This window comes from Paracoccus yibinensis (assembly GCF_030846195.1).
Lineage (GTDB): Bacteria > Pseudomonadota > Alphaproteobacteria > Rhodobacterales > Rhodobacteraceae > Paracoccus > Paracoccus yibinensis.
The window spans coordinates 332773-357583 of sequence record NZ_JAVCWH010000003.1; the positions used below are offsets into that span (position 1 = coordinate 332773).

Below are 24811 nucleotides of genomic sequence, written 5' to 3' on the forward strand. Positions count from 1 at the left end.
TGCGTTTCAATGCCCTACTGTGCGCCCCCGATGCGAGTGGCGCAAGTCGCGGGGTTTTTCGCTGGACGGTCGCTGCGGACGCCGTTACGGTCCCCGCCAACACTATCCGTTGGGGCGTCCCGTCGCGGGGCTGAGAGGTGCAATGCGCACCGACCCATCGAACCTGATCCGGGTCATGCCGGCGGAGGGAACGGATAGGCTGACACGCGTCGTCCGCCGGACCGATCCGCCTGTCTGCCGCCCCGTCCCCCGTCGCGCATCCCGGATGCGACAGAAAAGGGGAAGGGACATGACCAGGACCGTTCTGACCATTGCCGGATCGGACAGCGGCGGCGGCGCGGGGTTGCAGGCGGATCTGAAGACGCTGTCGGCGCTTGGCGTTTATTCCGCCAGCGTGGTCACGGCCGTGACCGCCCAGAACACCCGGCGCGTGACGGCGATCCACCCCGTTCCTCCGACGCTGATCCGTGCCCAGATCGATGCGGTTCTGGACGATATCGCCGTCCATGCCATCAAGATCGGCATGATCGGGTCGGCGGAGGCGGTCGCTGCGGTCGCGGCATCGCTGCGCGGCTGCGCCATCCCCATCGTGCTGGATCCGGTCATGGTCGCGAAGTCGGGCGATGTCCTGGCATCGGACGACGCCGTGGCCGCGCTGATCCGCGATTTGCTGCCTCTGGCCCATGTGCTGACCCCCAACCTGCCCGAGGCCGCGCGCCTGCTGGACCAAGCCCCCGCCGGATCCGACGCCGAGGCCATCGCCCAGGGGCGCGCGCTTTGCGCACTGGGTCCGCGCCATGTTCTGATGAAGGGTGGTCATGCAGGGGGAAGCCGCTGCACCGATCTTCTGGTCGGGCCGGACGGGGTGGCGCGCTTCGCATCGGCCCGGATCGACACCCGGCACACGCATGGCACGGGCTGTTCGCTGGCCTCGGCCATCGCAGCGGGACTGGCGCAGGGACTGACGGTCGTGGATGCGGCGGGCCGCGCGCATGACTGGCTGCACGGCGCAATCCGGGCCGCAGGCGATCTGTCCATCGGCGGGGGGCATGGGCCGGTCCATCACTTCCACGCGCTGTGGCCGCAGCCTGCCGAGGTCGCCCCATGACCGTGACCGTCATCGGCGGGGGCGTGATGGGCCTTTGCGTTGCCACGGAACTGACCCGGCGCGGCATCCCGGCGGCGATCCGCGACCGCGCACCCGGACCGCATGCCTGTTCCTGGTGGGCAGGCGGGATGCTGGCCCCTCATTGCGAAGGCGAAAGCGCCGATGCGGCCGTGACCCGGCACGGCCTTGCCTCGGCCGACTGGTGGCTGGCCCAAGGCGTGCCGGTGGCGCGGAACGGCACCTTGGTCGTCAGCGCCGCGCGGGACGCGGCGTCCCTGGACCGCTTCGCGCGGCGCAGCACTGGGCACCGGATGCTCGACGCCCAAGGCCTGGCCGCCCTGGAGCCGGATCTGGCCGGGCGGTTCGGGCGCGCCCTGTTCTTCGCGGACGAGGCGCATCTGAATCCCCGGCAGGCGCTGTCCATCCTGTCGGCCCGCCTGCCCCGGACCGAGGTCCTGTCGGGCAGGATCATCGACTGCCGGGGCCTTGCCGCCCGCGATGCCTTGCCAGACCTGCGCGGGGTGCGCGGAGAGATGGTGGTGATCCGCTGTCCCGATGTCACGCTGTCGCGTCCCGTGCGGCTGCTGCATCCGCGCATTCCGCTTTACCTCGTGCCGCGCGGGGACGGCATCTTCATGCTGGGCGCGACGATGCTGGAAAGCGACCGGCGCGGCCCGCCGACCGTGCGCGCGGTCCTGGAACTGCTGGGCGCGGCCTTCGCGCTGCATCCCGCCCTGGCCGAGGCCGAGGTTCTGGAACTGGGCGCGGATGCCCGCCCGGCATTTCCCGACAACCTGCCCCGCATCCGCCGCATCGGCGGCACGCTTCACGCGAACGGGCTTTACCGCCACGGCTTCCTGCTGGCCCCTGCCGTGGCCCGCATGGTCGCCGATCACCTTCAACACGGAACCAGACCGGAGTTCATGGATGCAGATCATTCTTAACGGCAGCCCCTGCCACACCAACGCCGCCACCCTGGCCGATGCCCTAACCCAGGCAGGGGTCACGGGCCATATCGCCACCGCCCTGAACGGCAGCTTCGTCCCCGCGGCGCTGCGTGATCAAACCCCGATCCGCGACGGAGACCGGATCGAGGCCTTGGCCCCCATGCAGGGGGGCTGAGATGCCGGTCCTTTACGGAACGCATGTCGAAAGCGCCTTGCTGCTGGGCACCGCAGGCTATCCCTCGCCCCGGATCCTGGCGGATGCCTTCGCCCGGTCCGGCGCGGGGATCGCCACCGTGTCGCTGCGGCGGGAAACCGGCGGCGGACAGGATTTCTGGGCCTTGGTCCAGTCCCTGGGTGCGCGCCTGCTGCCGAACACCGCCGGCTGCCACAGCGCGAAGGAAGCCGTCACCACCGCCCACATGGCGCGAGAGGTCTTCGGCACCGATTGGATCAAGCTGGAGGTGATCGGCCACGCCGACACGCTGCAACCCGATGTCTTCGAACTGGTCCAGGCGGCACGCATCTTGGCAGCCGAGGGGTTCAAGGTCTTTCCCTATTGCACCGAGGATCTGACCGTCTGCGAACGCCTGCTGGACGCGGGCTGCCAGGTGCTGATGCCCTGGGGCGCGCCCATCGGGTCGGGGCTGGGGCTGAACAACCCCCACGGCCTGCGGGCATTGCGGGCTGCCTTTCCCGATGTGCCGCTGATCATCGACGCGGGCATCGGCCTGCCCAGCCATGCCGCCGCCGCCATGGAAATGGGCTATGACGCGGTCCTGCTGAACAGCGCCGTCGCCCGTGCAGGCGACCCCGCAATGATGGCCGGGGCGATGGCGGATGCGGTCCGGGCCGGTCGCGCCGCCTATCTGGCCGACCCGATGGAGCGGACGGACATGGCCGTCCCCTCGACCCCCGTTCTGGGAAAGGCGTTCCTGTGATCTGGCCGCGCTTCTATCCCGTCCTCGACAGCGCCGACTGGATCGCGCGCGTCCTGCCCCTGGGGGTGCGGCTGGTGCAGTTGCGCATCAAGGACCGGCCCCTTGCCGAACTGCGCGGCCAGATCACCCGCGCCCGCGACCTGTGCCACAGCCACGGCGCGATCCTTGTGGTCAACGATCACTGGCAACTGGCGATCGAGGAAGGTTGCGAGGCGGTGCATCTGGGGCAAGAGGATCTGGACGGGGCCGATCTGGCGGCGATCCGCAAGGCGGGCCTGCGCCTGGGCGTTTCCACCCATGACAGGGCCGAACTGGACCGCGCCCTGGCCTGCGACCCCGACTATGTGGCGCTTGGGCCGGTCTGGCCCACGATCCTGAAGGCGATGCCCTGGGCGCCGCAGGGCACGGACAGGCTGGCCGAGTGGAAGGCGCAGATAGGGGATATCCCGCTTTGCGCCATCGGCGGTCTGACCCCGGAACGCGCCCGGCTTGCCATGGCTGCGGGCGCCGACATGGCAGCGGCCGTCACCGACATCACCCTGGCCGCCGATCCCGACCGGCGCATCAGCGAATGGCTGGAGGTCGCGCCGTGAGATATGCACGCCAGACCATCCTGCCTGGCTTTGGCGCGGCGGGCCAGTCCCGCCTTGCCGGCGCGGACCTTCTCGTCGTCGGTGCGGGGGGCTTGGGCGTTCCCGTCCTGCAATACCTGGCCGGAGCCGGGATCGGCCGGATCACCCTGGTCGATCCCGACCGGGCCGAGGTTTCGAACCTGCATCGCCAGCCCATCTTTGGCCGCCATATCGGCAGGCCCAAGGCCGAAGCAGCCGCAGTTGAAATGGCCGCGCTGAACCCCGATTGCCGGATAACCCCGCTGGTGACGCGGCTTGATCCCGCCAATGCGCCCGATCTGGTGGCAGGCGCGGATCTGGTGCTGGATTGCGCCGACAGCTTTGCGGTTACCTATACGCTGTCCGATGCCTGCCTTGCGGCGGGGCGTCCGCTGATCGCCGGTTCCGTCCTCGGCACCCAGGGCTTTGCGGGGGGCTTCTGCGCGGGCGCGCCTTCGGTCCGGGCGGTGTTCCCGGACCTTCCGGCGCAGGCCGGCAATTGCGCCACGGCAGGCGTTATGGGAGCGATGGCCGGCCTGATCGGCGCCATCCAGGCACAGATGGCGCTGACCGTCCTGCTGGGGATGACCCCGTCGCCCTTGGGCCAGATGATCCGCTTCGACGGATTGCGCCCGGCCAGCTTCCGCTTCGACGACGCCCCCGAACCCCAAACGGGCCATCGCTTCATCGCCCCCGGCCAGATGCGGCCGGATGACATCGCGGTGGAGCTGCGCGGCATGGACGAGGCACCCCTGCCCTTCGTGCCCCATGCCCTGCGCGGACCCGACCTGCCCCGCCCCCAGGACGGGCGGCGGGTCGTCCTCGCCTGCCGTTCGGGCTTGCGGGCCTGGGCCGCCGCCGAACGCCTGCGCCGCGACTGGCCGGGCGAGATTGCCCTGATCGCCACCGGAGACTGACATGAGACTGCTGCCCGCACTTGCCCTGGTTCTGACCGCGGCGCCCGCCATGGCGGACGATTCCCTCACGCTGATGCTGGACTGGTTCGTGAACCCCGACCATGCCCCGATCGTCATCGCACAGGAAAAGGGCTTCTTCGCCCAGGAAGGCCTGACGGTCGAGATCGTCGCCCCCGCCAATCCCGCCGATCCGCCGAAGATGGTGGCCTCGGGCCAGGTCGACCTGGCTGTCGGATATCAGCCGCAACTGCATCTTCAGGTCCATGAAGGGCTGCCCCTGACGCGCATCGCCACGCTGGTCGCGACGCCGCTGAACTGCCTGACGGTTCTGGCGGACGGGCCGGTCCAGAACATCGCCGATCTGCGGGACCGGAAGGTCGGCTATTCCGTGCCGGGGATCGAGACCGTGCTGATGGGCGCGATGCTGGAACAGGCCGGGCTGACGATCCGGGATGTCGAACTGGTCAATGTCGGCTGGGCGCTGTCGCCCGCGCTGATGACGGGCCAGGTCGATGCCACGCTTGGCGGGTTTCGCAACTTCGAACTGACGCAGATGCGGCTGGAAGGCGCCGAAGGACGCTGCCTCTTCGTCGAGGAACACGGCATCCCCGCCTATGACGAACTGATCCTGCTGGCCAATCCTGACAGGATGGACCCCGACGCCGTGGCCCGTTTCGTCGCCGCGATGGAACGCGGCGCGAACTACGTCGTGAACCATCCCGTAGATGCCTGGCAGGTCTTTCGCGACGCCCATCCCGACCTGGATGACGACCTGAACCGGCAGGCCTGGACCGCCACATTGCCGCGCTTTTCCCAAAGCCCCGGCGCGGTGGATCACGCCCGCTATGCCCGGTTCGAGGCCTTCCTGCATGATGCCGGTCTGACGCGCCAGACGCTGCCGGTATCGGCCCTGGCCAGGGATCCCGGCGCATGAGCCATGGCGCCTGCTTTCCGCTGTGGCGGGCCAAAGCCCCCGACTGGGACGCCTATGTCGATGCCCCCTTCGTCCGCGCCCTGGCCGACGGCAGCCTGCCCCGTTCGGCCTTCCTGACCTATCTGGCGCAGGATTACCTGTTCCTGATCCATTTCGCCCGCGCCTGGCGCTGGCCGTCGTGAAAGCCGGTTCCCTGGCCGAGATGCGCGCCTGTTCGGCCACCGTCCACGCGCTTCTGGAAATCGAGATGCGGTTGCACGTCGGGAACTGCGCGCAGGCCGGGATCAGCGAGGACGACCTGTCCCGCATCGTCGAGGCGCCGCAGAACCTGGCCTATACCCGCTATGTGCTGGAAGCGGGCTATAGCGGCGATTTCCTGGATCTGCTGGCGGCCCTGGCGCCTTGCGTCTTGGGTTACGGGGAAATCGGGGCGCGGCTGATCGCGGCGCCGCATGACCCCGCCTATGCCGACTGGATTGCGACCTATGGCGGCGCGGAATATCAGGCGCTGTGCCGCGACACCGCCGCGCTGATCGACGGCGCGGTCGCCGCGCGGCTGGGACCGCAGCCGACCGCGCTGCCGCGTTGGCGCGAGCTTCAGGACCGTTTCTCGACCGCGACCCGGCTCGAGGCGGGGTTCTGGACAGTGACCGGGTGATCCGCTGCGCCGTTTTCCTCCTGGCGTGGCAGGAGGCGGTCGCTGCCTTGCAGGTGCCGCCCTTCCTGCTGCCCGGTCCGGTCGCGGTCGCGCGGGCGCTGTGGGACGGGCAGGCCGGGCTTGCGCGCGACGCCCTGATCACCCTGGGCGAAACCGTCGCGGGCTTTGCCATCGGCGCAACCCTGGGCGTCGTTCTGGCGCTTGGCATAGCTTTGCTGGCGCCCCTGCGGCGAGCGCTGATGCCGGTGCTGACGATCAGCCAGACCGTGCCGGTCTTCGCCTTCGCGCCCCTGCTGACCTTGTGGCTGGGATATGGCGTCGCCCCCAAGATCGCCGTCGTCGCGCTGATCGTGTTCTTTCCCGTGGCGCAGACCTTCCTTGACGGGCTGTCGCGCACTCCAAAGGTCTTTCGCGAACTGGCCGACAGCATGGGCGCCACGCCCATCGAGGCGCTGCGGATCGTGCGCATCCCCGCCGCCCTGCCCGATCTGGCCAGCGGGCTGCGGATCGCGGCGACCTATGCCCCGGTGGGCGCGGTCATCGGCGAATGGGTCGGCGGCGCCAGGGGACTGGGCGCGGCGATGATCCAGGCCAGCGGGCGCATGAAGACAGACCAGATGTTCGCGGCCCTGGTCCTGATCGTCCTGATCGCGGTCGCCTTCAGGGGCGTGGTTTCGCTGATGGCGGCGCGGCTGGACCGCTATGCCGGTGGCTGAGAAGCCTCATCCGTCTGCAGAATGGCAGGGTTGCCCGACAGCCTGACCGGGACTGCCCCCAGCCGGGACGGTTCCGCCGCGTCATGCGTGACAAGCACCAGCCCCGCCCCGCTGCGGTCCAGGAGCATGGCAGTCAGGTCGATCATCCGGCCGGCGGTGTCGGGATCCAGGCTGGCGAAAGGCTCGTCCATCAGCAGGATGTCGGGGCTTGCGGCAAAGGCGCGCGCCAGGGACAGGCGGCGTTGCTGGGCTAGGGACAACTGACGGGGAAACTTGTCCTCGTGCCCGGCAAGTCCGACCTCGGCCATCAGGACGCGGGCCGTGGCGTCATCGCAGCCGGTGGGCAGGGTGACATTGGCGACGGCGCGCCGCCAAGGCAGCAGGGTCGGTTCCTGGAACACCGCCGCCAGCCTTTCGCCCCCGTCCAGACGACCCTGGAAATCCCTGTCCAGCCCGGTCAGGATGCGCAGCAGGGTCGATTTGCCGACGCCCGAGGGACCAAGGATCGCCAGCCGCTGCCCGCGTTCGACGGAAAGGCGCAGCGGACCCAGGATCGAGCGGCCCGCGAAGGACTTGCCCGCCAGATCAAGCCTCATCGCGCCGCCAGCGGTTCGCGCCAGCCTCCCACGGGCGCAGGATGGCAATGTCGATCAGCAGCATCACGGCGACGAAGGCCAGCGCCCAGGCCAGCACGCCGGCCACGTCGAAGCTGGAAAACAGCAGGTGGATCTTGAAGCCGACGCCGTTCGACCGGCCCAGGAATTCGACCACCAGCACGATCTTCCAGATCAGGGATATGCCCGCCCGCGCCGCCGCCGCGATATGGGGCGCAAGCTGTGGCAGGACGACATGGCGCAGCCGCGACCACCATCCCATGCCGAAGACCCGCGCCATGTCGTCCAGGTCGGGACGCAGGGCGCGGCCACCCTCGCGCAGCATGACGGTCACAAGGGGGATCTTGTTCAGGGCGACCGCGGTGACGGCGGCGACCTCGTTCAGGCCGATCCAGATATAGGCCAGCACGATCACCACCAGGGTCGGGATGTTCAGGGCGATCACCAGGGCGGGGTTCAGCCAGTGATCCGCCCGTTGCGACCGGCCCATCCACAGTCCCAGGGCGATCCCCAACGCCATGGCGATCGCAAAGCTGGCCAGCACCCGCAACAGCGTCGCGCCCGCGTGCAGCCACAATTCCCCCGTGACAGCCAGATCGACGATGCGCGCCGCTACTGCCAGGGGCGAGGGCATGGTGCGCGGGTCATCGGCCAGACCCGCCACCGCCATCCACAGGGCCAGCAGCATCAGCACCGACAGGATGCCCGGCACAAGGCCGGGCCGCTTCTGGGGGGTCGCGTCACTCACCTTGCCAGAACAACCCTTCCGGCAATTCCGTCAGCCCGCCTGTCAGGTCGTCCCCGCCCAGTTCCGCCAGCAGGGAAAACAGGCGCTGCGCGTCTTCGGCATCGACCGGGCCTTCGGGCGGGATGCCGGCCCGCCAGCCGTCGCGCAGGGCCGCGAATTCCGCGTCCGTGTCGGCCTCCATCATCGGGCGCAGCGCCTGCCAGGCCGCGTCGTCCGCCGCCAGCAGATCCTTGGCCTGACGCGAGGCCCGCGCCAGCCCGCGCGCCAGATCGGGGTTCGCGGCCACCCAGTCGTCGCGCAGGACATATCCCAACAGCGGCGTGTCCGGGTCCAGCCCCAGCCCCTGGGCGGCATCCGACACGCTGACCAGTTCTCGCATCCCGGCTGCCTGCATCTTCGCCAGGAAATGCCAGAAGTTGATCGCCCCCGCGACCTGCCCGGTTTCCGCCGCGTTCTGGATCATCGGCGGCGCGCCGAAAACCTGCTGCGTGACATCGGCCAGATCGCGGCCGGTCTGCTGGCGGTGCCAGGCGCGCAAGATCAGCCAGCTTTTGTCCACCGGCCCGCCTGCGATGCCGATCCTTTCCCCCTCCAGATCCTCGAGCCTGCGCGCGGGGCTGTCCGCGGGCACCAGCAGCCCGCCCACGGCGGTGGAATAGGGCCAGAAGGTGAAGGGCGCGCCGTTGGCACGCTGGACCGCGACCCAGATCCAGTCCGACACGATCGCATCGACCTGTCCGCCCTGCATGGCGACCTGGGTGGCGGGGTTGCCGGCAAAGGGTTGCATCCGCAATTCGAACCCATTCGCGCGGTCGAAGCCGCGATCCTGGATGGTGCGCAGTTCCCAGTTGACGGTGCCGTTTTCCAGGGTGCCGATGGTAACCACGGGCAGCGGAGCGGGCTGCGCAAGGCCCGTCCCGGCCTGCATCAGGACAGCCGCGGCCAGACCGGCGATCCGGCCGATCCACGGAAAGCGCATTGTTTCCCCCTTCGGCTTTCTTCGGCGACAGGGTGGCATGGGCGGGGGGCCGTCACAATCGACTAGAAGTCGCACCCCGCCGCCGCGCCGTCAGGCAGGGTTCCAGCGGCGCTTCAGCGCGATCAGGTGCAGCGCCGCCGCCGCAGCGCCGCCGCCCTTGTTCTGGCCTTGCGGATCGGCCCGAACCTCGGCCTGGTGGATGTTTTCCACCGTCAGGATGCCGTTCCCGATGCAATGGCCCTGCAAACCCAGCAGGGTCAGCCCGCGGGAACTGTCGTTGCAGACCGTGTCGTAATGCGTCGTCTCGCCCCGGACCACGCAGCCAAGCGCCACATAGCCGTCGTAGAAACCCCCGCTGGCGGCAAGCGCAATGGCGGTGGGGATTTCCAGGGCGCCCGGCACCTCGACCAGCTCGACGCCGGCACCCGCCTGGGCCGCCGCAGCCTGCGCCCCGGCGACCAGGTGTTCGGCGATCTGGCGGTAATAGGGCGCGACCACGATCAGCAGGCGGGCGCCTTCGATACGGGGCAGCGGCAGTTGGTGATGTTCGATGCTGGCGGCCATGGTGTCATTCCCTGATCGGACGGGTCGAATGGATGGACAGGCCATAGGCATCAAGGCCGATCACCCGCACCGGCGCCGAGTTCGTCAGCAGCACCAGTTCCGACAGACCCAGCGCCGACAGGATCTGTGCCCCCAGCCCGTAATGGCGGATGACATGGGACGACACCTCGTCCTGGCGCGGCAGGCGGGGTTCGATGTCGCGGAACAGCACCACGACGCCCCTGCCCTCATCCGCGATCATCCGCATCGCCTGGCCCAGCGTGCCCGCGTTCCTGCGCCCGATGCCCAGGACGTCGTGCAGCGGGTCCAGCACATGCATCCGCACCATCACCGGACCGGGCCGGGTCAGATCGCCCTTGGTCAGCACGATATGCTCCGCGCCCGACGTGTCGTCGGCAAAGACCCGCATCATCCAGTCGCCGCCGTGTTCGGAATGCACGGCCATCTGCCCGCGTTCGGCGATCAGATTGTCGTGGCGGCGGCGATAGGCGATCAACTGGCTGATGGTGCCGATCTTCAGCCCGTGTTTCTGCGCAAAGGCCACCAGGTCGGGCAGCCGCGCCATGGTGCCGTCGTCGTTCATGATCTCGCAGATCACGCCCGAGGGGTTCAGCCCCGCCAGCCGCGCGACATCGACCGCGGCCTCGGTATGGCCGGCGCGGACCAGCACGCCGCCCTCGCGGGCGCGCAGCGGAAAGATGTGGCCGGGGGTGGCGATGTCGCCCGGCCCCTTGGTGGGATCAATGGCCACCGCCACGGTCAGCGCACGGTCCTGGGCGGAAATCCCGGTGGTCACGCCCTCGCGCGCTTCGATCGACATGGTGAAGGCGGTTTCGTGGCGGCTGGAGTTCTTGGCGCTGAGCAGGGGCAGCCCCAGCGCGTCGATGCGCGCGCCGGTCATCGACAGGCAGATCAGGCCCCGGCCATGGGTGGCCATGAAGTTGATGACCTCGGGCGTGGCCATCTGCGCGGGAATGACCAGATCGCCTTCGTTTTCCCGGTCCTCGTGATCGACCAGGATGAACATGCGGCCATTGCGGGCCTCGTTGATGATCTCCTCGATGGGAGAGATGGCGTCGGACCAGTTGCGCTCGACCGGGCCGGGCTTGTCATCGGGCATCCGCTGCTCCTGCACAAAAGGGCCGGTCGCGTATCCCCGGCCTGCCGTGATCATTTCACGCCCGAGGCCCGGAAAGACCGGTCAGGGGCGCCCTGTCCCGCGTCCGATGCGACATCTTCGACCGGGACATTCCCGGATTTGCACCGCGCGCAGGCCCGATACAAGCCCCGACCGTGCAGTCTTCCGCCTTGCGCATCGGCGCTGTGCCCGGCACGATCCCGCCGCCAGGCACGGCACCGACATCTTGCACCGCCCCGGAAAGGACACGATCATGACCACAAGCACTTCTGTCAGGACCGGGGCCGGGCATCTGGTCGATGGCCTTGTGGCGCAAGGGGTGGACCGGGTCTGGTGCGTGCCGGGTGAAAGCTATCTGGCGGTGCTTGACGCATTGGCGGACGTGTCGGACCGTGTGCAGACCGTGACCTGCCGCCACGAAGGCGCCGCCGCCATGATGGCCGAGGCCGACGGCAAGATGACCAGGCGGCCGGGCATCTGCATGGTCACGCGCGGCCCCGGCGCCACCAATGCCAGCGCCGGGTTGCATGTGGCCTTCCAGGATTCGACCCCGATGATCCTGTTCATCGGCCAGATCGCCCGCGACGCGGCCGAGCGCGAGGCATTCCAGGAAATCGACTATCGCCGGATGTTCGGCCAAGTGGCGAAATGGGTGGCCCAGATCGACGATCCGGCCCGCATTCCCGAATTCCTGTCCCGCGCCTTCTCGGTCGCCATGGCAGGGCGGCCCGGCCCGGTGGTGCTGGCCCTGCCCGAGGACATGCTGGTCGAGAAAGCCACTGCCGCCCTGCCCCGCCGGGTCGAACCGGTCGGGACAGGCCCGGCTGCCGGCGCCATGGAGGATTTCACCCGGCGGCTTGCGGCGGCGGAACGCCCCGTCCTGATCCTGGGCGGCAGTCGCTGGGACAGGGGCGCGAAATCGGCGGTCGAACGTTTCGCCGCCCGCGCCCACCTTCCCGTCGCCGCCGTTTTCCGCCGTCAGGACCGCTTCGACAATGACCATCCCTGCTATGTCGGCGAACTGGGCCTGGGGGCCAACCCGGCCCTGCGCGGCATGATCGGCGATGCGGACCTAGTCATCCTTCTAGGCACCCGGATGGGCGACATCGCCTCGGACGGCTATGAGACGCTGGAGATCCCCTGTCCCCGGCAGTCGCTGATCCATATCCATGCCGACGCGCAGGAATTGGGCCGCCTTTACCAGCCCGACCTTGCGATCAATGCCGCGCCGGTGGATTTCGCCGCCCTGCTGGACGATGTCGCGGTTTCCGCCAAGGCTGCCTGGGCCGAACGCACCCGCGCCGCCCGGGCGTCCTATGAGGACTGGCAACGTCCCCGCCCGGCGCCTGGCGACGTGAACATGTCCGAAATCATCCTGTGGCTGCGCCATCACCTGCCCCGGGATGCCATCCTGACCAACGGCGCGGGCAATTTCGCGGCCTGGCTGCACCGCTTTCACCGCCATCGGGAACTGGGCACCCAGCTTGCGCCGACCTCGGGGTCGATGGGCTATGGCGTGCCTGCCGCGGTGGCGGCGGCGATGCGCCATCCCGGCAGGCGGGTCGTCTGCATCGCAGGGGACGGCGACTTCATGATGACCGTGCAGGAACTGGCGACGGCGGCGCAGTATGGCGCAACGCCGGTCTTCGTGGTCGTTGACAACGGGATGCTGGGAACGATCCGAATGCATCAGGAAACCCGCTACCCGGCACGCGTTTCGGCCACCGAACTGGTCAACCCGGATTTCTGCCTCATCGGCAGGGCCTGCGGTGCGCATGCCGAATTCGTTGACCGCACCGCGGATTTTGCGGCCGCTTTCAAACGGGCCGAAGCAAGCGGCCGAATGGCGCTGATCCACGTGAAGGTCGATCCCGAAGCCCTGACGGCAAACCGCTCGCTCTCGCAGATCCGGGAAGCCGCCCAGATGGCGGAACAATGATGGCGGCCGGATGCTGACGGCAAGGGCGTGCCCCTTCCTGGACGCGCGAGAGGAACGAACTGATCCGCGTCCCCACCGTTCATCGGCAGGCTTTCCATCACCGTCGGGCATGGGCCGGCGATCCAGGCGCTGGATACCGAAACTTCCTTCCCCTGGCAGAGAGGACCCCTGGTTCCGGTCGCGGCAAACCACAGCCTGATCGGCTTGAGCAAGGCGGCCTCAAGCACGCCGCATGGCAAGCACGCCCATCGCGGCCAGCATCAAGGTCCGGCCTCGACAAACGCCCGTTCACGCCTGCGCCTTGGGCCATGCCGGAAATCAGGAAGGACGCGGCCAATCCCGACGGCGGCTTCCTGGCCTGCCGATGCACCCGCACCAGGGATCAGCCCATACCGGCGGGGGCATCTTGCGCCACATCTGCATGGCTGATGCCCTTTCGGGTGTAATTTTCAAGGCGTTTGACTGCGGCGATGGTCGGTCCCCTTGCGGATCGGCGCATTGCCGGCCAGACCGTCGATCAAAGCCTGGTCGGTGCGCTTGCCACCCCGCTCTCCGCACGCGCCGCGCGGATGATCCGCCGCAATGGGTAAGGCAAGAATGGCTGGGAACAGCCAAGATTGCAGAGGACAGCCCTTGCGGGTCCCCTTTCAGCCAGAAGCGTGCTGCCGGTCAGGTCGTGCAATGCGTCTGTCAATCCAGCCTCCGAACGGTCGTGCAGCAGGCGCACAACCTTCTTGACGCGATGAAAAAGGCAAAGGCCATGGCAATGCCCGCCGTGGCCTCAGTCGGTGCAGCGCCGCCAGCACTGTGGCCGTCTCTTGCAAGGCCAAATGCGCGACAGGCTGGCCCGACAGAGGAAACGTTGCACCCGCCAAAGGACGCGGGAGACGACCTGCGCCTTTCAAGGTGTCAGATCGGCGGATGCAGCAACCGTTCCGGCTCGGATCGAACTTTTGAAAGGCCTCGGCTGCAATCGCGACCTGATGCCCAGGTCAAGGCATTGCTACACATGCAGAGTGCCATGTCCCAACCTTCCTTTGCGACCGCAACGTCGCCAGGCAGGTCGTCACCACCCGTCACCCGTCACCCGTCACCCGTCACCCGTCACCCGTCACCCGTCACCCGTCACCCGTCACCCGTCACCCGTCACCCGTCACCGACCGGGCAGTGTTCCATGATGACGTCAAGACCGTAAGCCACGCATTTGATTTCCGCGTTGCCACCCATCCATGATGATGCGGCGACCCAAGCCGGAACTGGCTGCCTGCGACATGGTTCTGCAGCCGCTGCATCCCAGAATGGCCCCGCCCATCCAGACCTTCCGAAAGCTGTCTTGCAGAAGCCAGGTATCGGCTGATCAGCCGCTGTCGAATTGCGGCACGCCGGATGGAAAATGCACGACCAGCCTTTGCAATCATCCCGCCGGGACGACGGCAACCAGGGCCAAGGATCTGTCCTGAAATTTCCGATCAACTGGCCTGCGCCAGCCGCGGCGTGAAGTGGGCTGCAAGCCGAGAGGCCAGAGCCTGCGGATCCCGCAGGTCGTCGGCAGTCACGACCGGGCCTTCATAAGGGGAAACCATCCCTGAACCGACCATTTCCTCGATCCGGTCCAATGCCGCCTCGATATCGTCCATCGGTGCCGAGAACAGATCAAAGATCGAATAGCGCCACCACTGCAGCGCAAGCAGCCGTTCCACCGCCTTGTCGGAAAAGCGCGGCCGCACGACCCGTCCGGGCGTTCCGACAACAATGGAATAGGGCGGAACATCGCGCAGCACGATCGCGCGCGCGCCGATGATCGACCCGGTGCCGATCTTGACGCCCGACTTGATGAAGGCCCCCTGCCCGATCCAGACGTCGTCGCCGATTTCGGTGATCGGACAGCTATCCCTGAACGGTCGCAGGCCACGGCGGATTTCGTCCTTCCGGTCCTGGGCGACAAGCTCTCTCCACCCGTTGACCTGCGGGAAATAGGCGGTGCGCGAGGTCGTCAGCCAGTCGGTCGGATGTTCGTGCATCCCGATGACCGCCCCCGCCGCCAATGAACAATACCGCCCGAAGCGGACGTTGTTGACCGTGCCGCCGCTGAGGTTGCAGAACGCGCCGATTTCCAGGAACGCCCCTGGCGTGACCGTGCAGATGATCGAAGTCGGCCCCTCGATCCGCGACCCTGCGGACAGTCTGCCCGTCTGGACAAGGCCCGGCAGGCGCAGGCCCGCGCGGTCAAGGGCCGGAAGGTCGGCATGTTTCAACGAGAAGTGTCCGTCGCTCATTTCTGATCCACCCTGTTTTCCTCGGCAGTCTTGCGCGAAAGGATTAATATTTCACTCATCCCGCATTGCCTTGCGCAGATGCCGCAAGATCGGCTCCAGCAGATAGTCGCCGGCGCGGCGTTCCCCGGTCTGGATGGCCAGTTCCACGGGCATCCCCGCCGTCAGGGCCACATCCGGGTGCATTTCCAGTTCGGCCGCGTTCAGCCTGACGCGGACTTCGAAATAGCGGCTGCCGTCGCGCGGCTCCTCCAGCAGGTCGGCGGACACATAGGTCACTTCGCCGTCAATGGTGGGGGCCGTGGCACGACGATAGGCGGTCAGCCTGACACGCGCCTTGCGGCCCACATGAACCGTGTCGATGGCTTCGGGCGGAAGGCGCGCCTGGATGACCAAGGCATCGGCATCGGGCAGGATCTCCATCACGATGGCGCCCGAACCGATCACGGCGCCCGGAGTCACGACGGGAATATCGACAACAAGCCCGTCCTGCGGGGCGCGCAGCGTGCGGCGGGCAAGGACATCCTCGGCCGCGCGGATTTGCGCCTCGAGCGCGGGAAGGCTGCGCCGGGCCTGGGCCAGAAACTCGTTCGCCTCGGCTACGCGCTGCCGGCGCAGGGTGGCGATATCGGCAGCGATGCGGGCACCATCCTGTTCGTTCGCCTTTGCCAGGGCGGCATATTCGTCGCGCTCACCTTCCAGCACAGACAGATTGCGGCTGATTTCGCGCGCCTTCTGCCGGGTCGCCGCCCCGCGTTCCACCAAGGCTTCGGTGTTTTCCAGTTCCTGCGTCCAGCTTTCGATCTGGCGTTGCGAGGCGCGGGCCTGTGCATGATTGGCCCCGGCCTGCGCGGCAAGATGATCCGCCTGACGCATCATTGATGCGATCTGCCCATGATGCAGGGCAAGGCGCGCGTCATAGAGTTCTGCCTGCGCCGAGGTCAGGACGGGATCGTCCTGGGGCGCCCGCGCCATGTCAAGCGGAAGCCCCCGCGCCTCGGCCTCGAGCCGCCAGATGTCAAGGACCATCGCGCGGCGTTCGGCCTGCATCTGCGCCAAACGCGCCTGGTCCTGGGTGGTGTCCAGCTGCGCGACGGGCTGGCCCGCCAGGACACGATCCCCCGGCGCCACAAGAAGGTCGGAAAGGATCCCGCCCTCCAGATTCTCGACCGTCTTGCGCTTGCTTTCCGCGAGAACGACACCCTGCGTCACCACGGCGCCGTCCAGCCGGGCGTAAATCCCCCACCCGCCAAGGGTGCAGGCCATGAACAGGATCATCGCGACCGCGGTCAGGAAGACAGGTCGATAGGCAGGCAAGGCTTCGTCGGCAATCGTCATGCTCATGACAGGTACGCCTTTTCTGCAGTTGCGGCCTGGCGCCGCCGAGGCCCAAGCGCCGACAGGATCTCGGCCTTGTTGCCGTATTGCGCCGGCGCGCCGTCGCGCAGCAAAAGCAGACGGTTCGCCTTGTTCAGGATCGACATGCGCTGTGCCACGATCAGAACCGCCGCGCCGGATGCGCGAGCCGCCTCCACCGCCTCGATCAGTGCCGCTTCGCCATCGGCGTCCAGCGAAGAGTTGGGTTCGTCCAGGACCAGAAGCTTCGGCATTCCGAAGATCGCACGCGCCAGGGCGATCCGCTGCCGCTGCCCGCCGGACAGGCGTGCACCGCCATCGACCAGGGGCGTCTCATATCCCTTGGGCAGACGACCGATCATGTCGTGAACGCCTGCCTGGCGCGCGGCGGCAACGACATCCTCGATGGGGGCATCGCGGAACCGGGCGATGTTTTCGCGAACCGTCCCTTCAAGAAGCAGCGGCTCCTGGGGAAGGTAACCGACTGCCTCGCCGAAGCTGGCCCTTTCGTGCTGGAAGGTGGATTGCCCATCCAGGAAAATCCCCCCCGCCGTCGGCGCCCACAGCCCCACCACCAGCCGTGCCAGCGTCGATTTCCCGGCGCCCGACGGGCCGATCACACCCACCATCTCGCCGGGAGCGATCGAAAAGCTGACATTTCGCAAAAGCGGCGCGTCCTGGCCCGGCGGCACATAGCTGAGCCTGTCCACCACGATCATGGCCTGCCCGACAGGTACCCTGACGGCCGACCGGATGCGCGCCCCGTCGCGCAGCAGATCGCGCAACCGCCGGGCGATGGCAAAGGCATTGACCCATTGCCGCCAACCGTCGATCAGATGTTCGAAGGGCGCCAGCATCCGCGAGGTGATCACCGCCGCCGCAAGGATGGTACCGGGACTTGCCTCTTGCCGGATGACCAGGGCGGCGCCCAGGCAAATCACCGCGATCTGAAGGGCAACCCTTGAGGCACGCGCAAAGGACGCCAGGAACTTTGCCGTGGTCCCCCCCGCCTCGATGCTGTCCAGGGACATGGCCTGGCCACGCCGCCATCGCCGCGAGAGTTCGGGCAGCATCCCCATGGCCGCGATCACTTCGGAATTGCGGATGGCATTGGCAGTGTCGGCTTGCAGCAGCACATTCTTGCGGATGGCATCGGCGGCCGGGCGCCGCGCCAGAATTTCGGTCGTCACGGCAATCATCGTCAGCAGGGCCGCGCCGCACAACCCGGCTATCCCGTAATACGGATGCAGCAGGGTCAGCACGACCAGAAGGACGGGCGTGAAGGCCATATCCATCGGCAGGGTGATTGCGCCGCCGGCGACAAAGCTGCGAAATCCGTTCAGGTCGCGCATGGCGGTGGCCGCAGAAGCCGCGCCGGATCGCAGCGCGCTTTCGACCGCGGCTTCGAACAGGGGACCGCCAAGAGCCATCGAAAGCCGTGCCGCAATGACCAGAAGCAGCCGCGAACGCAGGAAGTCCAGGGCGGCCTGGAACAGGAAAATCAGGCCCACGATCAGCGTCAGCGCGGCCAGTGTGTCGAAGTTCCCGGACGAGATGACCCGGTCGAAGATCTGCGCCTGGTACAGGGGCAGCGACAGATAAAGAAGGTTGACGAAGAAGCCGATGAAGGCTGCCGCCGCCACCCCCTTTGCCAGATCGGCCAGGGCTGCGCGCCAAGGGGTGGGATGTGCCGGGACATCAGCCATGGCGAATCGCCAGGGCAGGCGCCGATCTTCTGGCCAAGAGCTTGTCGAACAGGGCGGCGTGCAGGCGGGCGGATTCCGCCGCCGTGGTCGGCGGCCGGATGCCTGCATGCAGGCGGTCCCAAAGCGCGGGCTCCATCGCGCGTGTCATCGCCTCGGCCAGGCTTTCGGGATTCGAGACCCGGAAATGCAGCCCGTCGATGCCATCGCGTACTTTTTCCGCCATTCCGCCGATATCGGATGCGATGATCGGGCGACGGTGGTGGAAGGCTTCCTGTATGACGACAGGGGCGTTTTCCCACCAGGTCGAGGGCACGATGGTCCAGTCCACCTCTCGCATCAGATGGGGCAGGTCGGCGCTTTTATAGGATCCCATGAAGCGCAGCCGGCGGCCGGCCAGGCGGAACAGTTCCTTGACCTGGGTTTGGAAATCCTCGGGCTGGTGTTCCAGGTTGCCGCCGAAGACATAAAGAATCCCGTCGCCCCAGGTCTTTTCCGGGATGCGCGTCACGGCCTCGACCAGGACCTTGATCCCCTTGAAGGGGTTCAACTGGCCGAAATAGGCAAAGCGGTTGCGGCGTCCGCCCCCGGGCAGGGGGCGGATCGGGGCGACGGAACCGCCGTCGAGACCATTCTCGATCATGACCAGCTTCTGGCGCGGAAGGCCCCAGTCCTGGAACCGCCTCAGCAGGAAGCGCGAGGGCGAGACGAAGGCATCCACCTGGTCAAAGAAGGATTTTATGAACAACTCGCGCCGCAGCATGTTCGCGGCGCCGATATCGGGGAAGCACATCCCGCAATCGGATGCCGAGGCTTTCATGCACAGTGCGCCGGACCTAGCCTTGATCATCTGGCCATGATGGGCGCAGATCGGCAGGTATTCGTGAAGGGTATAGACAATCGGCACATTGCCAAGGGCGCGCCGCGCGGCGCGGATCGCCTGGATGCCGAAGCCCATGACGTGATGGAAATTCACGATATCGGGCCGAAGGTCGGACAGGAAGCGTTCGAAATGCCCGACAAGGGCATCGGTGTCGTTCAACCCCAGGTGAAACCAGTCGTAGTCGTTCGTCCAGAACAGGGTTTCGTCGGGGGCCTGGCCCAGCGACATCAGCGGGGTCGCGGCATGGCGCGCGACCGGGGGTCCCACGCCCGCCATGTAATGCGCATTCCAGCCCTGCTGCTGCTTCATGCCCTGGAACAGGTTGTATGACGCGACCTGCGCCCCGCCGATGGAAAAGGCAGGATGGGCATGGCTGAGAACAAGGGCTTTCATGGGAATCGGCCTGTGCTGAATATGCCCGCAGTCTTACCAATCAAAGCTGAATCAATCCTTTCCAGCAGTGCGCCCACGGCGTCGGCGGCGCGCGGCAAGTCCTCGAGCATCCAGAAGTTCACGCCGCGCGACGACCAGGTTCCGAAACCCTGGTCATGCAGGCGGCAGGCCAGATCCCTGTGCGCCAGCCCATCGGAATAAAGCCGGCCCGCAAATCCGCCTGCCTGGACCATTGCCTGACGGTCGATCAGCGCAAGCTGGGCCGCACCGGCGGCCATGGGGCGCGGGGCGCCGCCGGTCAGCCATCCTTGCGGATAACCCAGCATCGTGGCGCTATCGCCTGCCACACCATCGCCACCATAGAAGACCGACCCGTCTTCATAGACCAGCGTGGGTGAAATCAGGCCCGGCCTGCCAAGGCCGGCAAGCTCCGACTCCAGCATGTCCAGCCAGCCGGGGCCCATGGGAAGGGCAGAAGGCTGCCAGATCAGCACCCGCGCCCCGGTGGCCAAGGCAAGCCCCGCCTCGATCCGGGCGCAGAGATCGGTCTGATCGACAATCAGCAGCCGGCCCCGGATGCCATAAAAGGAGAACAGATCCCGCAGCCGCCTTGCCGCTTCGCCCGCCCCCCCGCGTGTCATGACGATCGCCAGATCAAGCCGTCCCGCCTCGGGCGTGCCGGACAGCAGCGCCATCATGGGCTGAAGATGATCCAGTCGGTCCAGGGGAACCACGGCGGTAACATCGCCGGCGATTTCGGAAAGCGGGATCGGCCGCTGCGCCCCACGAGTTTTCCTGGGACGGGCGGGCAGTTGCGCCAGGAACGGCGCCACCATCTCATCGACGATCCGGTCCAGGGCCGGGTCGTGCAACGGCAAGGCGGCAAGAATCTGCGGCAGCATTTCGCGGCCTTCGGGCCCGGTGATCTTCAGGGGGTGGAACAGGCAGCTTTTGTCGGCAAGCACCAGTTCCAGATAGAATTCCTCATTCCCCCGGCGGGGGGTGCCGCTGGCGAAGGCGACGAAGCCATGCAGGGTATCAGCCGGATCCAGCAGTCGGGCAAAGCGTGGATCGCCCCCAAAGCCCTGGTTCAGATCCGCGCGCGGCAAGGGGCTCCAGCAGTCTTGCAGGGGCGCGTAAAGCCCGGCCGTGCTTTTGACGATGACACGCTCTACCTGCCGCAGCGGATCCAGCAGCCAGCCCGTCGCCAGAAGCCCGCCAGAGGGCGCCTGGAACACCGCATCGAAAGCGGCGGCGATGGGCAGCGTGGTCAGGGAAAGCGTGTCCACCCCCTGATACCTGGGACGGCAGATGCGGCGATAGATGCCGATCCCCCCCTCGTCGCCAGCCAGCCGGGGCAGCATGTGACGGACATGGTCGGTCGCCGCATCGCCCGCCAGCCGCAGGACGCTGCCCCGCACGACCTCGAGCCGTTTGAGGGTGCCGTCCTGTTCATAGAACAGGCAGTCCAGCCCGTTAAGGTCCGTTTCCCAGTCCAGGCTGAACAGGCAGAAGCCCATGCCGGGCGGCGGGATGTCGTCGCGCGCGAACAATGCCACATCGGCGTCGCACAAGGACAGCGTGCCGTCCAGCCGCGCCAGACGGTGACGGCCCGCACCAAGCGACATCGCCCAGCCTTGCGCGAAAAGCCCCCGGGTGCCGGGGCAGGCAAGGATTTCGACAAAGCCGCCCGCTTCGGCTGCAAGCGACAGGAAACGGGCCGCAAAGTCGCCATCGCCGGACCGTGTTCCGGCCGGGGCATCGTCGGCCAGGGTGGCGGCAAGGAAATCGAAGACCTCGCGGCTGTTCAATCCATGACGCCTGACGAAATCGGCCAAGGGCGCGGGGGCTACGTCAAGGGCGCGCGGGGCGGCAATTTCGCATTCCTCACCGCCGGGCGCGCGCAACCACTGCGTGCCGACCAGAGGGGCCTGAACCACGGCCAGGCCTGCGCGGCCGTTCTGGACGGGCCAGCAGACCGCCTGCCAGGACGCATCGCCGCATGATCCCTGCGGGGGCAGGGCATCGGCCAGATCAGAAAGCGCCAGCAGCGTCCGTCCTCCGGGCAGGATGATCGCCAGATCCGGCACCAGGGCCGGGGGGGCTTCCGCGGCAAGTCCGAAGAATGCGCCGTCAGCGGGACTCATGCGCCGATCCTTCCTGTCAGGGTTCGATAAAGGTCCAGATGACTGTGGACAAAGCCGCGATAGGCGTCCTTTCCATGCCGGGCGCGCTGCGCAGCTGCCATGCGCGCCTGCCCGGCCCGATCGGCTGCGGCTGCGCGCATCGTTTCGGCCAGGGGACGCGGATCGCCGGGGGGAACATGCAGACCGGTGACGCCGTGTTCCACCATCTCGGCCATGCCGCCTATCCCCGAGCAGATCACCGGCAGGCCCGCCGCCCGCGCCTCGAGCAGGACAAGGGGGGCATTCTCCCACCAGATCGAGGGCATGACGACCCAGTCGGCACGGGCCATCAGGGCAGGCAGATCCGCCCGCGCATAGGGTCCGTGGTGATGGGCATTGGGCGCGGCGGCCAGCGCGCCGGCAAAGGCGCGGCGGAACCCATCTTCGGCATGGCCCAGCCCGCCGTGCAGATCCAGCGTCACACGGTCCCCCGCCATGCGCGCCGCTGCCAGCAGCGGCAGGACCCCCTTGTGCGGGGCGATGTTGCCGAAGAAGGCAAGGCGGTCCGGGCGCGCGCGCGACCCGCGCGGCGGCTGAGGAGCGGCCTGGACCTGATTGGGCAGCACCGTGATCCGGCTTGCCTCGATCCCCCATTCGACGAACCGTTCGGCAAGGAAGCGGGAAGGCGCGATGAAGGCATCGACCAGTGCCAGAAGCGCCGTCAGATGCGCCTTGCGCAACAGATGCGCCGCCGCCGGCATCGCCGGATAGCACCCCCGGCAGCGCTCGGGTCCGGCCTTCTGGCACCGCATCCCGTCCGGCACCGTCAGCATCAGCCCGTCATTTGGACAAAGAATCTGGTAGTCATGCAGCGTCATCACGATCCGCGTCCTTGGAGCCAGGCGGCGGATGACCGCCAGAACCTCGGCGCCGATGCGGTCCAGACCATGCAGATGCACGACATCGGGGCGAAAGCTGTCCAGAAGCCGCCCCATCGAGGCAACCCAGTCGGTGCCGTCCTGCCGCAGCATCGAGAAGCGGTCATAGCGCCCCGTGCGCAGCAGGTGGTCCCCCCCCTCGATACCCAGCGATCCGGGCGCGTCGTCGGGACGTTGCAGCGACGTCGTGGCGGCCAGGAACCTGGCGCGGACCCCGCCCGCCGCGTTCAGCGCCGCCGTCAGGTCATGGGCCAGGAATTCGGTCCCGCCGGCGGTATGGGCAGGGTGGTCATGGGCGATCTGCAAGACCTGAAGGGTCATTCGCGAACCTTTTCGATCAGGGAAAATTCGGCATCGGAAAGGGCGGTCGCAAAGTCGTCCGGCGCCGGTGCGGGGCCGAAGCGGCGGAACGGGTGGCGCGTCTCGGACCGGGCGCAACCTTGAAGGGCCTGGGCCATCCAGATTGCCGGGTCGGGATGGGGCACACTGGCCAGAAGCCGCGCGATTCCTTCCGGGGCAAGCGCCAGGCAGGACGGCAATGGCCGATCGATCCCCTGCCCCGCCTGGGGCAGATGCTGGGCGGGCAATCCCCGGCAGGGATCCAAGCCTTCCCGCGTCGCGGCGACAGAACCATCCCGCGCCAGCAGCGCCGGAGCCAAGGCGGCGCGCCTGCGCAGCCGTCGCAGCCAGAAGCTGATCCAGCCCGGCGTCGCGGGCAGGACATCCCCACCCAGCACCAGCACCGGGGCATCCTTCGCATCCGAAAGGGCAGCGTGCATCCGCTCGGCAGACGTGGCGAAATCGGGCAGCAGCAGCAGACGATGCGGAACGCCATAGATCGCTGCAGTCTGGGCCAGGGCCTGACGCGCGCCGATGGCCAGCGGCCCTTCTGTCATGGTGCAGACCACTTCGACCGGGATGCCTTGGCCTTCAGCCATAATCATGGCGGCACGCGCCCGGATCACATCGGCCGAATCGCCAACCAAGGTGAGGATCCTGAGCCGGGGTTTCTGCAAAGGTCCGAAATGCTGCACGGTGCAGGGCGGCGGCAACCGGCGGAACCCCGCGCGGGCCTGTGCCAAGGACCGCAGGGAACCGGCCCCCACAATCCAGGCATCCCGGAAGCCGTCGGGAATGCCGCCGTCATAGGCCGGGACCGTCGTTTCGGCCCACAGGCGCGACTGGCCGGAATGATCGACGATGCGGATCCGGCAGGTGTGTTCCCCCCCTGGCTGCGGGGGCAGGTCGGCCAGTCCTGTCAGGATCGCGGTTCCGTCCGACTTGCGGGATGTTTCCAGTTCTGCCGTCCGACCCTGCCGTTCCAGAATGACCTTGCCCGCCATGCGCGAGGGGTCCGTCAGCGTCAGCGCATAAAGGATACCCCCGGCGGTCGACGACAGATGCCGGATCGCGATCTTCGGCTCCTCCCGCTCGCAGGAAGGTTCGGGCGGCGCATCGGCGATCGTTCCAGTAAGCCCGAACAACCAGTCCTTGCACGCTTGGCTGCGGGCGCGCAGCCAGGCCGAGACAGGTAGGCGGCGCAGCAGCGCATCCCCCGCCGCCAGCCGCAGCGGCCTATCCGTCAAAGCGAGGATCTGCGACCGGCCAAGTCCGGCGGGCAGCAGCACATGCAGCAATTTCCCTTCGGCGAGGCAGTCGAAATCCTTCAGGCGGACCAGCCGCCCGTTCAGGAACGCGGCAGCATCGGCCGGATGGCCCATGCCGGGAAGGCCGGGCACCGCATAGCTGACAAGCAGCCGCCCCGCGATCCGGGTTTCCGCAACCGGCGCGCAGGCCGGGATGGCGCAGACATCCATCAGACGTGCGATCGCCTCGGCAAGGCCCGCCTGGGCCGGCGCGGCAAACAGCGACGCCCCGGCCATCATAACCCGCAGCAACTTGCGCAGCCCGGGGACAGAAAGCTGCGCGATCAGGGCAGGCAACTCACCCTCGGGCGGCTGCAACCAATTCGGGTCGATCTCGGCCACGGCAACACCGTCCAGACGCAGCACAAGATGACGCGCCTGCAAGGTCTCGATCCCCTGGGGGACGAACAGGACATGCCGCGTGCCGCCGGTCCGAAGGGCAAGTTCTGCCCCGATCAAGGGCCGCGGGATCGGCAGGCCGTCCTGTTCCGCCTGCATCCGGGTTCGCGGGCCTGCCTGGCGGTCGAAGAAGACCGCGCTGAGCATGGCGCCCATGGCGATCACCGTCGCCTCGTCGGGCGGGGCAGCAAGGGGATGCGGGCCGGGACGGCAAAGCTTTCGGTCGACGGGGATATTCATGCCGTTTGGAACCTGGGGCAGGATGACAGGAAAGTTTCGACAT

General features: G+C 67.7%; 21 protein-coding genes, 1 pseudogene and 1 riboswitch. Of the genes and pseudogenes, 10 read left to right on the forward strand and 12 right to left on the reverse strand.

Going from position 1 to position 24811, the window contains the following annotated elements; all coding sequences use genetic code 11:
• Window positions 1-100 precede the first annotated feature (100 nt).
• Window positions 101-207, forward strand: a riboswitch (TPP riboswitch).
• 82 nt (window positions 208-289) lie between these two features.
• The 9 genes and pseudogenes from thiD to RAH32_RS08835 all read left to right on the forward strand — a co-directional run bounded on the left by thiD (window position 290) and on the right by RAH32_RS08835 (window position 6829).
• The gene (gene thiD, locus RAH32_RS08795; RefSeq protein ID WP_306607198.1) at window positions 290-1108 is read left to right on the forward strand and encodes a bifunctional hydroxymethylpyrimidine kinase/phosphomethylpyrimidine kinase; all 819 of its coding nucleotides are present in this window, start codon (window positions 290-292) and stop codon (window positions 1106-1108) included.
• Window positions 1105-2052, forward strand: coding sequence for an FAD-dependent oxidoreductase (locus tag RAH32_RS08800; protein ID WP_306607200.1), 948 nt, complete (start codon window positions 1105-1107; stop codon window positions 2050-2052). Before thiD ends, RAH32_RS08800 begins: the two co-directional genes overlap by 4 nt.
• Window positions 2036-2230, forward strand: coding sequence for a sulfur carrier protein ThiS (gene thiS, locus RAH32_RS08805; RefSeq protein ID WP_306607202.1), 195 nt, complete (start codon window positions 2036-2038; stop codon window positions 2228-2230). Before RAH32_RS08800 ends, thiS begins: the two co-directional genes overlap by 17 nt.
• Window position 2231: 1 nt before the next feature.
• Window positions 2232-2993, forward strand: a complete 762-nt coding sequence (locus RAH32_RS08810; RefSeq protein WP_306607204.1) for a thiazole synthase — start codon at window positions 2232-2234, stop codon at window positions 2991-2993.
• On the forward strand, window positions 2990-3586 hold the full coding sequence (locus tag RAH32_RS08815; protein WP_306607206.1) for a thiamine phosphate synthase: 597 nt from the start codon (window positions 2990-2992) through the stop codon (window positions 3584-3586). Before RAH32_RS08810 ends, RAH32_RS08815 begins: the two co-directional genes overlap by 4 nt.
• Entirely contained in the window at window positions 3583-4521 is a 939-nt protein-coding gene (locus tag RAH32_RS08820; protein WP_306607207.1) for a HesA/MoeB/ThiF family protein, read from the forward strand. The genes RAH32_RS08815 and RAH32_RS08820 overlap by 4 nt, the downstream gene beginning before the upstream one ends.
• A 1-nt stretch (window position 4522) precedes the next feature.
• Complete coding sequence (locus RAH32_RS08825; RefSeq protein ID WP_306607209.1) at window positions 4523-5455, forward strand: ABC transporter substrate-binding protein; 933 nt, start codon at window positions 4523-4525, stop codon at window positions 5453-5455.
• Window positions 5452-6113: pseudogene (locus RAH32_RS08830) on the forward strand (TenA family protein). The gene RAH32_RS08825 and the pseudogene RAH32_RS08830 overlap by 4 nt, the downstream one beginning before the upstream one ends.
• A 53-nt stretch (window positions 6114-6166) precedes the next feature.
• Window positions 6167-6829 carry an ABC transporter permease gene (locus RAH32_RS08835; protein ID WP_306607735.1) on the forward strand — a complete coding sequence of 221 codons (663 nt, stop codon included), beginning with the start codon at window positions 6167-6169 and terminating at the stop codon, window positions 6827-6829.
• Here RAH32_RS08835 and RAH32_RS08840 read toward each other — a convergent pair.
• The 5 genes from RAH32_RS08840 to ribB all read right to left on the reverse strand — a co-directional run bounded on the left by RAH32_RS08840 (window position 6814) and on the right by ribB (window position 10854).
• Window positions 6814-7425 carry an ATP-binding cassette domain-containing protein gene (locus tag RAH32_RS08840; protein ID WP_306607211.1) on the reverse strand — a complete coding sequence of 204 codons (612 nt, stop codon included), beginning with the start codon at window positions 7423-7425 and terminating at the stop codon, window positions 6814-6816. The genes RAH32_RS08835 and RAH32_RS08840 overlap by 16 nt on opposite strands.
• Window positions 7415-8131 carry an ABC transporter permease gene (locus tag RAH32_RS08845; protein WP_373429699.1) on the reverse strand — a complete coding sequence of 239 codons (717 nt, stop codon included), beginning with the start codon at window positions 8129-8131 and terminating at the stop codon, window positions 7415-7417. The genes RAH32_RS08840 and RAH32_RS08845 overlap by 11 nt, the downstream gene beginning before the upstream one ends.
• A 52-nt stretch (window positions 8132-8183) precedes the next feature.
• Complete coding sequence (locus RAH32_RS08850; protein WP_306607215.1) at window positions 8184-9170, reverse strand: ABC transporter substrate-binding protein; 987 nt, start codon at window positions 9168-9170, stop codon at window positions 8184-8186.
• A 90-nt stretch (window positions 9171-9260) separates the two neighbouring features.
• Window positions 9261-9734: a 6,7-dimethyl-8-ribityllumazine synthase gene (locus tag RAH32_RS08855; RefSeq protein ID WP_306607216.1), complete on the reverse strand. Its 474-nt coding sequence runs from the start codon at window positions 9732-9734 to the stop codon at window positions 9261-9263.
• 4 nt (window positions 9735-9738) lie between these two features.
• Window positions 9739-10854 (reverse strand): 3,4-dihydroxy-2-butanone-4-phosphate synthase, encoded by a 1116-nt coding sequence (gene ribB, locus RAH32_RS08860; protein WP_306607218.1) that lies wholly within the window; start codon window positions 10852-10854, stop codon window positions 9739-9741.
• A 271-nt stretch (window positions 10855-11125) separates the two neighbouring features.
• Here ribB and RAH32_RS08865 point away from each other — a divergent pair, with 271 nt between their 5' ends.
• Complete coding sequence (locus tag RAH32_RS08865) at window positions 11126-12811, forward strand: thiamine pyrophosphate-binding protein (RefSeq protein ID WP_306607220.1); 1686 nt, start codon at window positions 11126-11128, stop codon at window positions 12809-12811.
• Between the two features lie 1469 nt (window positions 12812-14280).
• Here the strand turns inward: RAH32_RS08865 and RAH32_RS08870 are convergent.
• Genes RAH32_RS08870 through RAH32_RS08900 form a run of 7 tightly spaced genes read right to left on the reverse strand, consistent with a single transcriptional unit; the run spans window position 14281 to window position 24768 of the window.
• The gene (locus RAH32_RS08870) at window positions 14281-15087 is read right to left on the reverse strand and encodes a CatB-related O-acetyltransferase (RefSeq protein WP_306607222.1); all 807 of its coding nucleotides are present in this window, start codon (window positions 15085-15087) and stop codon (window positions 14281-14283) included.
• 51 nt (window positions 15088-15138) lie between these two features.
• On the reverse strand, window positions 15139-16428 hold the full coding sequence (locus tag RAH32_RS08875) for an HlyD family type I secretion periplasmic adaptor subunit (protein WP_306607224.1): 1290 nt from the start codon (window positions 16426-16428) through the stop codon (window positions 15139-15141).
• Window positions 16425-18146: a type I secretion system permease/ATPase gene (locus RAH32_RS08880; protein WP_306607226.1), complete on the reverse strand. Its 1722-nt coding sequence runs from the start codon at window positions 18144-18146 to the stop codon at window positions 16425-16427. The genes RAH32_RS08875 and RAH32_RS08880 overlap by 4 nt, the downstream gene beginning before the upstream one ends.
• The gene (locus RAH32_RS08885) at window positions 18139-19419 is read right to left on the reverse strand and encodes a glycosyltransferase family 4 protein (protein ID WP_306607228.1); all 1281 of its coding nucleotides are present in this window, start codon (window positions 19417-19419) and stop codon (window positions 18139-18141) included. Before RAH32_RS08885 ends, RAH32_RS08880 begins: the two co-directional genes overlap by 8 nt.
• A complete protein-coding gene (locus RAH32_RS08890; RefSeq protein ID WP_306607231.1) occupies window positions 19416-21566 on the reverse strand; it encodes a hypothetical protein in 2151 nt (716 codons plus the stop codon). Before RAH32_RS08890 ends, RAH32_RS08885 begins: the two co-directional genes overlap by 4 nt.
• On the reverse strand, window positions 21563-22804 hold the full coding sequence (locus RAH32_RS08895; RefSeq protein WP_306607233.1) for a glycosyltransferase family 4 protein: 1242 nt from the start codon (window positions 22802-22804) through the stop codon (window positions 21563-21565). Before RAH32_RS08895 ends, RAH32_RS08890 begins: the two co-directional genes overlap by 4 nt.
• Window positions 22801-24768 (reverse strand): MmgE/PrpD family protein, encoded by a 1968-nt coding sequence (locus tag RAH32_RS08900; protein ID WP_306607235.1) that lies wholly within the window; start codon window positions 24766-24768, stop codon window positions 22801-22803. Before RAH32_RS08900 ends, RAH32_RS08895 begins: the two co-directional genes overlap by 4 nt.
• Between the last annotated feature and the right edge of the window lie 43 nt (window positions 24769-24811).